The sequence below is a fragment of the Pseudomonas sp. genome (assembly GCF_026224925.1).
Taxonomy (GTDB): Bacteria; Pseudomonadota; Gammaproteobacteria; order Pseudomonadales; family Pseudomonadaceae; genus Aquipseudomonas.
Genome location: NZ_JAMFRV010000046.1, coordinates 1 through 7,423 on the forward strand (window position 1 = coordinate 1; position 7,423 = coordinate 7,423).

Consider the following 7,423-nt stretch of genomic DNA (forward strand, 5'->3'; position numbering starts at 1 on the left):
CGGATCCGGTACCGTGTCGCTGGTGAGCAACAGACCGGCCAATGGCACGCCGTTCATGGCCGCGAGGCTGACCGCGAGGATAATGTCATCGCGGTCGCCAGGCGTTACCACCAGTACGCCGGGCTTGAGCAGTGCAACTGTGTTGAGCACGGTGCGTGCACAGATGATGACTTTCGACATCCGCCGCTGCTCGTAGTCGCCAGCGTTGAGGATTTGCGCCCCCAGTAACTCGGCCACGTCTCGGGTGCGGGGGTCATTTAGATCAGCTTGAAACGGGATACAGCCCAGCAGGCGGAACTCGCCGCTGCGCAGGAGTGGCGAGTGTTCTTTCAGGCGAGAGGCGAAGGCTTCCATGCTTTCGTCGGTGCGCACTTTGTTCAGGATCACACCGAGGACTTTCGGGTCCCGCGGGCCACCGAACAGCTGCGCCTGTAATTCCACCCGGCCGGACAGTTCGCTGAGCACGTCATTTTCCGGCGCGGAGACAAGGATGACATCCGCGTCCAGACTTTTAGCCAAATGCAGATTGACCCGCGCGGCATAGCTGGCGTGGCGAGTCGGGACCATGCCTTCGACGATCAGCACGTCTTTGCCAACTGCGGCTTCCTGGTAGAGCTGGATGATTTCTTCCAGCAGTTCATCCAACTGACCATCGCCAAGCATTCGCTCGACGTGCGCCAACGCGAGCGGTTTAGGCGGCTTGAGACCGTGGGTACGGGCGATAAGCTCTGTCGAACGCTCAGGCCCCGTATCGCCAGGATGCGGTTGGGCAATAGGCTTGAAAAAGCCAACCTGGAGCCCTGCGCGTTCAAGTGTGCGCACCAGGCCCAGGCTGATGGAGGTCAAACCCACACCAAAGTCGGTAGGGGCGATGAAAAAAGTTTGCATGCGGACATCTCGATTGAGCAGTGCAAGGGCAGCAATGGGCTGCCAGGCAAAAATATCGGTTTACGTCACGTACTTATATTTTTCAGATCACGGCTTTCAGGTCACGGCGCTGTTGTTTCGCGGTAACTCAGTGGGGTGTAAGGTTATCGTTATCTGTGCTCCGCGCACACCAGCCGCAGACAAAGGTTTGATCTATTGTGCTGCTGTGCAATGGGCCGTCCGTCAGAGTTGCGTTCGCTTTCGGACGAGGGCTTGGTTAAACTTGCTCGTTCTTCAATTCTCAAGCAAAGGTCTCGCCCCATGCCGATCGCCGCGAACAAGGCTGTCTCCATCGACTATACCCTGACCAACGACGCTGGTGAGGTCATCGACAGTTCTGCTGGCGGCGCGCCGCTGGTCTACCTGCAGGGTGCAGGTAACATCATCCCTGGGCTGGAAAAAGCACTGGATGGCAAGAATGTTGGCGACCAACTGAAAGTCTCCATCGAACCCGAAGACGCTTACGGCGAGTACCAGTCTGAACTGGTCAGTACCCTGAGCCGCAGCATGTTCGAAGGCGTCGATGAACTCGAAGTGGGTATGCAATTCCACGCTTCCGGCCCTGACGGCAGCATGCAAATCGTTACCGTCCGTGATCTGGATGGTGATGACGTTACCGTTGATGGCAACCATCCGTTGGCCGGTCAGCGCCTGAATTTCGACGTCAAAATCGTTGAAATTCGCGATGCCAGCCAAGAAGAAGTTGCCCATGGTCACGTGCATGGCGAAGGCGGCCATCACCACTGATTTGTGCTGCTAAGCTGAGTTAACCGGCAAGGCGCCCTGACAGGTAGTGTTAAAACGACGGGTTCGTTTTCGCAGCCTGATGCGGGCGCCTTTTTAGTCCGCTAGTTATTTGGAGTTCGTCATGAGCGCTTTTCACGACACGGTATTAAAAGCTCTGGATGGCCAGGACCTGCCTCTCACGCCTCTTAAAGGCAAAGTAGTGTTGGTCGTTAACGTCGCATCAAAGTGCGGCCTGACACCGCAATACGCAGCGCTGGAGAAGCTTTATCAGGATTTTCACGATAAAGGTTTCAGCGTGCTGGGTCTGCCCTGCAACCAGTTCGCTGGTCAGGAACCTGGCACCCAAGAAGAAATCCAAACCTTCTGCAGCGTGAACTATGGCGTTACTTTTCCGTTGGGCGGCAAGCTCGACGTAAATGGTGATCACCGCCATTCGTTATACCGTTTGCTGGCCGGTGAAGGCGCTGAGTTTCCAGGCGACATCACTTGGAATTTCGAAAAGTTTCTAGTGGGTAAAGACGGCCGGGTACTCGCGCGGTTCTCGCCACGCACGCCGCCAGACGATCCTGCGGTGATTCAAGCAATAGAAAAAGCACTCAAGTGATTTAATCGCTTCGCCCGCCGGGTTGCGGTCTTGCAGTCCCGGCACGCCGCTCCCTCATCACGACCCTCATCGCCCCCTTTTTGTTGTTCAATTGCCCCCGCGAGTTGCCCTTAATCACCGCAATCAATAGTGCTGGCATCGACGGGATGACCGGTCATATGCTGAGCGCCATGGCATCCCCCACTGGATCCCCGAGGAGCATTAAATGCCCGTTAAAGCTTTGTTCAAACCCTTCAGCCTGGGCAGTTTGCAGTTGCCGTCTCGCGTGGTAATGGCACCGATGACCCGTTCGTTTTCTCCGGGCGGCGTGCCGAACTCCAAGGTCATTGAGTATTACCGTCGTCGGGCCGCTGCGGGTGTTGGTTTGATCATCACCGAGGGCACCACGGTCAACCACAAAGCCTCTAACGGTTACCCGAACGTTCCGCAATTTTTTGGCGAAGCGCCCTTGGCAGGCTGGAAAAAGGTTGTCGATGCGGTACATGCCGCCGGTGCCAAAATCGTCCCACAACTGTGGCACGTGGGCGCAGTACGTCGCTTGGGTACTGAGCCCAATGGTGAAGTGCCCGCTTACGGCCCCATGGAAAAGCTCAAGGACGATCAAGTTGTGGTTCATGGCATGTCGAAACAAGACATCCGGGACGTGATCGATGCGTTCGCTCAAGCCGCCAGCGACGCCAAAGCCATCGGCATGGACGGCGTCGAAATCCATGGCGCCCACGGTTACATCGTCGATCAGTTTTTCTGGGAAGGCACCAACCAGCGCACCGACGAATACGGCGGCGATCTGGCGGGTCGCTCGCGTTTCGCCATTGAGTTGATCAAGGCAGTACGTGCTGCGGTCGGTCCTGACTTTCCGATCATTTTCCGTTTCTCTCAATGGAAGCAGCAGGATTACACCGCGCGCCTGGTCCTTACTCCTGAAGCGTTGGGCGAATTCCTCAAGCCACTGTCCGATGCTGGCGTGGATATTTTCCACTGTTCGACACGTCGGTTTTGGGAGCCAGAGTTTGAAGGTTCTGACCTCAACCTTGCCGGTTGGACGCGCAAACTGACGGGTAAACCGACGATTACCGTGGGCAGCGTCGGGCTGGATGGCGAGTTCTTGCAGTTCATGGTCAACACCGACAAAGTCGCGCAACCAGCGAGCCTGGACAATTTGCTGAAACGCCTGAACGACGACGAATTTGATCTCGTAGCGGTCGGCCGTGCGTTGTTGGTCGATCCAGATTGGGCGCAAAAAGTACGCGATGGCCGCGAGGAGGACATCCTCCCCTTCAGTCGTGAGGCGTTAACCACGTTGGTTTGATGCAAACGGTAGGATTGAGACTCTGTGGGACCGAATTTATTCGGGAAGCGGGCGACGCGGTTTATCAGGCATACCGCGGCGCTCCCTTCATCGCGAACAAGTTCGCTCCCACCGGGGACTGTGAATTGCCCTCAAACATAGAATCTTCCACAGGGATTTGGGCTACTGCAAATAGTTGAAATTGCCTACAGTTGAACATGCCCCATCGGCATCACTTTGCCCTGCTCGATTGCAATCCGTAGCTGCCTTTCGAACACGTCGATAATCGCCTCCCAACCCTGACGACTGGCGTGCTGCCGCGCATTCAGGCGGACCCTGCGCAAGGTTTCGCTATCTTCGAGTACCCAGCGTGCGGCGTCGATAAAACCTTCCTCATTCCCAGGCATCGCCAGAGCGCCATTGTGGCCGTGGCGAATGTGCTGCGCGGCGGCCGCTTCGTCATAGGCGATAACGCCCAGCCCCGAGGCCAACGCTTCCAGCACCACGTTACCGAAGGTTTCAGTCAGGCTCGGGAACACAAACAGGTCGGCGGATGCATAGTGCGCCGCTAATGATTCCCCGCGCTGCATCCCACAGAAGACTGCGTCCGGCAGCTGTTGTTCTAACGCGGCGCGTTGAGGGCCGTCGCCCACCACGATCATCTTCAATCTCTGTCGTGGATACGTCGTTTGTAAGGCTTCAAAACTGGTTTTCAACAGCCCAAGATTTTTCTCTGGCGCAAGCCTGCCGACGTGCAGCACAGCAATGTCGCCGCCCTTCAATCCCCAACTTTCCCTTAGAGCCGTCGAGCGCTTCGCAGGGTGGAACAGCTGGCTGTCGACTCCGCGCGCGAGTAGTTCAATACGCTCGAACCCACGACGTTCCAGTTCCAGTTTCTGACTGATACTGGGCACCACCGTCATCTGTGAGCGATTGTGAAACCAACGCAGATAGTGGGTCAGTACGCGCGTAAAAAAACCGAACCCATACTCGATGCTGTACTGCTGGAAGTTGGTGTGAAAGCCACTGATGACATTGATCCCCAGACGCCTCGCGGCGCGCAACGCAGACAAACCCAGCGGCCCTTCGGTTGCGATGTACAACACATCAGGTCGTTGCCGCGTCCAGCGCCGCAGCAGCTTATGCATCGACGACTGCCCCCATTGCAAACCTGAGTAACCCGGAATCGGCCAGCCACGGCACAACAACAGATCGGCGCCCACCGTTTGGCTATGGTCGTCCACTTGGCGCGGCCGAACCAGTTCGACGCGATGCCCGCGCAAGCGCAAACCGTCACACAGCCGGCCAAGCGTATTGGCCACGCCGTTGATTTCAGGCGGGAAGGTTTCGGTGACCAGGGTGACGTGTAGAGGTGCGTTCATGGAATCAGTGTCGACTGAACTCATGTCGCGGAGATGGCTGTTGAGTGATGAAATTGTGACGCAGGGGGTATTAATGGATTTATAAGTGGCGCAATGAGCCATTTATCAATATTCCGGACCGATACTTCTGTATTTGTTAATTCAAATTTAATGAGGGAGGTGTTAAGCAAGGCAATGCCTCAATTGGTCCCGGGTTGTATCCCTTCGATTACCTGCGGGGTAATTGAGCCAATACGAGCCATGGATAGAATCGGCGATGTCTTCTGCAAACACGGTGTGCCTATCAGCACCGAACAGAACACAAACCCATCCATGTTCAACTCGGGAAATCACCACCATGCCAACCTTTATGCTCCATACCCTTCAATCAGCCCCGGAAAAATCCAAACAAACCCTCCAGCTACTCACCGAGAAATTCGGATTCCTGCCGAACGTCATGGCCACGATGGCTGAGAGCCCGGTTTTGCTTAACGGGTTTGCTGGCAGCTTCGGCAGTTTTCACGGCGGTAGCTTGGATGAATGCGAGAAGCAAACCCTGCTGTTGACCAATGCGGTTACGCTCAAATGCCCATGGACGGTTGCGGCGCACTCTACGTTTGCTCTTGAGGACGGTATGTCGCAGGGTGATGTCGACGCTATTCGCAGCGGAAAACTACCCAAGGACGCGAAGTATTCGGCGCTTTCGGCAATCAGCAGAGCCTTGATGGAAAAGCGCGGGAATCTGACTGAGGTTGATATACAAGCCTTCATCTCTGCGGGATATTCCCAGAGTCAGTTTTTCGAAGTCATCATCAGTATCGGTATTTCGACGATGGCGGCCACCACGACAAACATGGCCAATACCCCGGTTGAGGAGCGCTTTCAGCCTCAGGTCTGGTCGCCCGCTTAACGGGTAGAAGTGCGTAGGGTTTGGGTAGCGCCGAACCCTGCACGGTCAAATTCGAGCCTAATCGCGAACGGAGCAAGTGATGAATTCAACGAGCATCACCACCAAGGCGCCGGCCACCGAGCTGGGGATTTTGCTGCGCTATTGGCGCGATATGCGCGGCAAAAGTCAGCTCGAGCTGTCGCTGGATACGGGTGTGTCGCAGCGGCATATCAGCTTTATCGAGAGTGGCCGCAGCGTTCCCGGCCGCTTAACATTGATGGACATCGCGCAGTCACTGGACATTCCTCTGCGCGATCGCAACAGCCTGTTGTTAGCGTCGGGCTATGCACCTATGTACTCCGAGAGCGCTTGGGATGCTTTGGAAATGCATAGCGTGACCAAAGCCCTGCAGCGGATTCTGCGCCAGCATGAGCCGTTCCCGGCGGTGGTGATGGATCGTTACTGGAATGTGCTAATGACCAACGTGTCTGCGCCGCGTTTCTTTAACTGCTTTATCGACATGACCGCGCGTAAAAGTCCCAGGAATATGCTGCACCTGATGTTTGATCCACAGGGGATGCGCCCGTTTGTGGCCGATTGGGAAGGGGTGGCAAAAAGTTTGATCCAACGGGTGCATCGAGAATCCGTCGGGCGAGTTGTCGATGAGAAGACCAAAAAATTACTGGCTGATTTGGTCGCTTATCCCGACCTAAAAACTCAATGGAAGGCTGCCGAAGGACCAAGCGTGCAACCTGTCATGCCCTTCATACCGCTGAGTTTCATTAAAGACGGCAATATTCTTAACTACTTTTCGATGGTCACAACCGTTGGGACCCCGCAAACCATTGCCGCACAAGAGTTGCGAATCGAATGCCTGTGTCCTGCCGACGACGCGACCGAGCGGCTTCATGTTCAGATGATGGTGATCCGGTGAGGGATCACCAAACGTACGTCATTAACCTAAGGTACGAACCAGATTAGTGATGATTTCGCTCAATGCTTCAGCGTCCGGCCCTGACACTCGGTGCTCGTCAGCGAAGGAGTACGCAACAGAAAACAAACCTGCGTTGACGAATGAATAGGTAGGTTCTTCTTTGTCGAGAATACATTGCACTGTTGCATTGGTCAGAGAAGTCGAGTCGATGACCAAACGTTCAGTCAGGTTGTTCACGCCGTTGATAAATACTTCGTCGGGATTCATCCCAGACAGTGCCGCGCTCAGAAGAGGGCGCACGGTATTTGCTAAATTTTCCCAGCCTTCCTGGTGACTGGCTACTGCTGGGTTAATTACTTTGCTCATGAATATCATCCTTTATTTCGCGTCCATGCTATCGAGCATCATGCTCATATCGGTGTTGCAAATGGACTTGTTGGTGTGGAGGAGTCATTAGAGCGGATTGCATCAGTTGCAAACACATAGATAAATATTATGTGCGGTGTCTACGCCCAGTAACCTGTTTCTCCACGGCCAGATGCCCACCTTCACTGACCCAAAATAACGTAGCACCCGCCACGGCTGCGGGCATCATCAGCAAGTTGACGAACGGTATCAGCAGCACCAAATAGACAATTGCGCCAAAACCCAAGCTCTGCCAACGCTTCTGCCG

8 protein-coding genes and 1 pseudogene are annotated in these 7,423 nt (G+C 55.2%); 5 read left to right on the forward strand and 4 right to left on the reverse strand.

From position 1 onward, the window contains the following. Window positions 1-888, reverse strand: an 888-nt coding sequence (locus M0974_RS02065; RefSeq protein ID WP_297832050.1) for an AAA family ATPase, incomplete at its 3' end; no start/stop codon positions are given. A 300-nt stretch (window positions 889-1,188) separates the two neighbouring features. Between M0974_RS02065 and M0974_RS02075 the strand changes: the two genes are divergently transcribed. The 3 genes from M0974_RS02075 (at window position 1,189) to M0974_RS02085 (ending at window position 3,587) form a co-directional block, all read left to right on the forward strand. Further along, complete coding sequence (locus tag M0974_RS02075) at window positions 1,189-1,674, forward strand: peptidylprolyl isomerase (RefSeq protein ID WP_297832053.1); 486 nt, start codon at window positions 1,189-1,191, stop codon at window positions 1,672-1,674. Between the two features lie 121 nt (window positions 1,675-1,795). Next, window positions 1,796-2,278, forward strand: coding sequence for a glutathione peroxidase (locus M0974_RS02080; protein WP_297832055.1), 483 nt, complete (start codon window positions 1,796-1,798; stop codon window positions 2,276-2,278). Window positions 2,279-2,483: 205 nt separating this feature from the next. Beyond that, a complete protein-coding gene (locus tag M0974_RS02085; protein ID WP_297832058.1) occupies window positions 2,484-3,587 on the forward strand; it encodes an NADH:flavin oxidoreductase in 1,104 nt (367 codons plus the stop codon). Window positions 3,588-3,772: 185 nt separating this feature from the next. On the opposite strand, the gene M0974_RS02090 is transcribed toward M0974_RS02085, so the two are convergent. Further along, the gene (locus M0974_RS02090; RefSeq protein ID WP_297832061.1) at window positions 3,773-4,948 is read right to left on the reverse strand and encodes a glycosyltransferase family 1 protein; all 1,176 of its coding nucleotides are present in this window, start codon (window positions 4,946-4,948) and stop codon (window positions 3,773-3,775) included. A gap of 223 nt (window positions 4,949-5,171) precedes the next feature. Between M0974_RS02090 and M0974_RS02095 the strand changes: the two genes are divergently transcribed. Further along, complete coding sequence (locus M0974_RS02095; RefSeq protein ID WP_297832064.1) at window positions 5,172-5,837, forward strand: hypothetical protein; 666 nt, start codon at window positions 5,172-5,174, stop codon at window positions 5,835-5,837. Between the two features lie 79 nt (window positions 5,838-5,916). Then, on the forward strand, window positions 5,917-6,750 hold the full coding sequence (locus M0974_RS02100) for a helix-turn-helix transcriptional regulator (RefSeq protein WP_297832066.1): 834 nt from the start codon (window positions 5,917-5,919) through the stop codon (window positions 6,748-6,750). A gap of 21 nt (window positions 6,751-6,771) precedes the next feature. Here M0974_RS02100 and M0974_RS02105 read toward each other — a convergent pair whose 3' ends face one another. Continuing rightward, window positions 6,772-7,116, reverse strand: a complete 345-nt coding sequence (locus M0974_RS02105) for a hypothetical protein (protein WP_297832069.1) — start codon at window positions 7,114-7,116, stop codon at window positions 6,772-6,774. A 127-nt stretch (window positions 7,117-7,243) separates the two neighbouring features. After that, window positions 7,244-7,423 (reverse strand): annotated as a pseudogene (locus M0974_RS02110) (sulfate transporter CysZ); the annotation flags it as partial.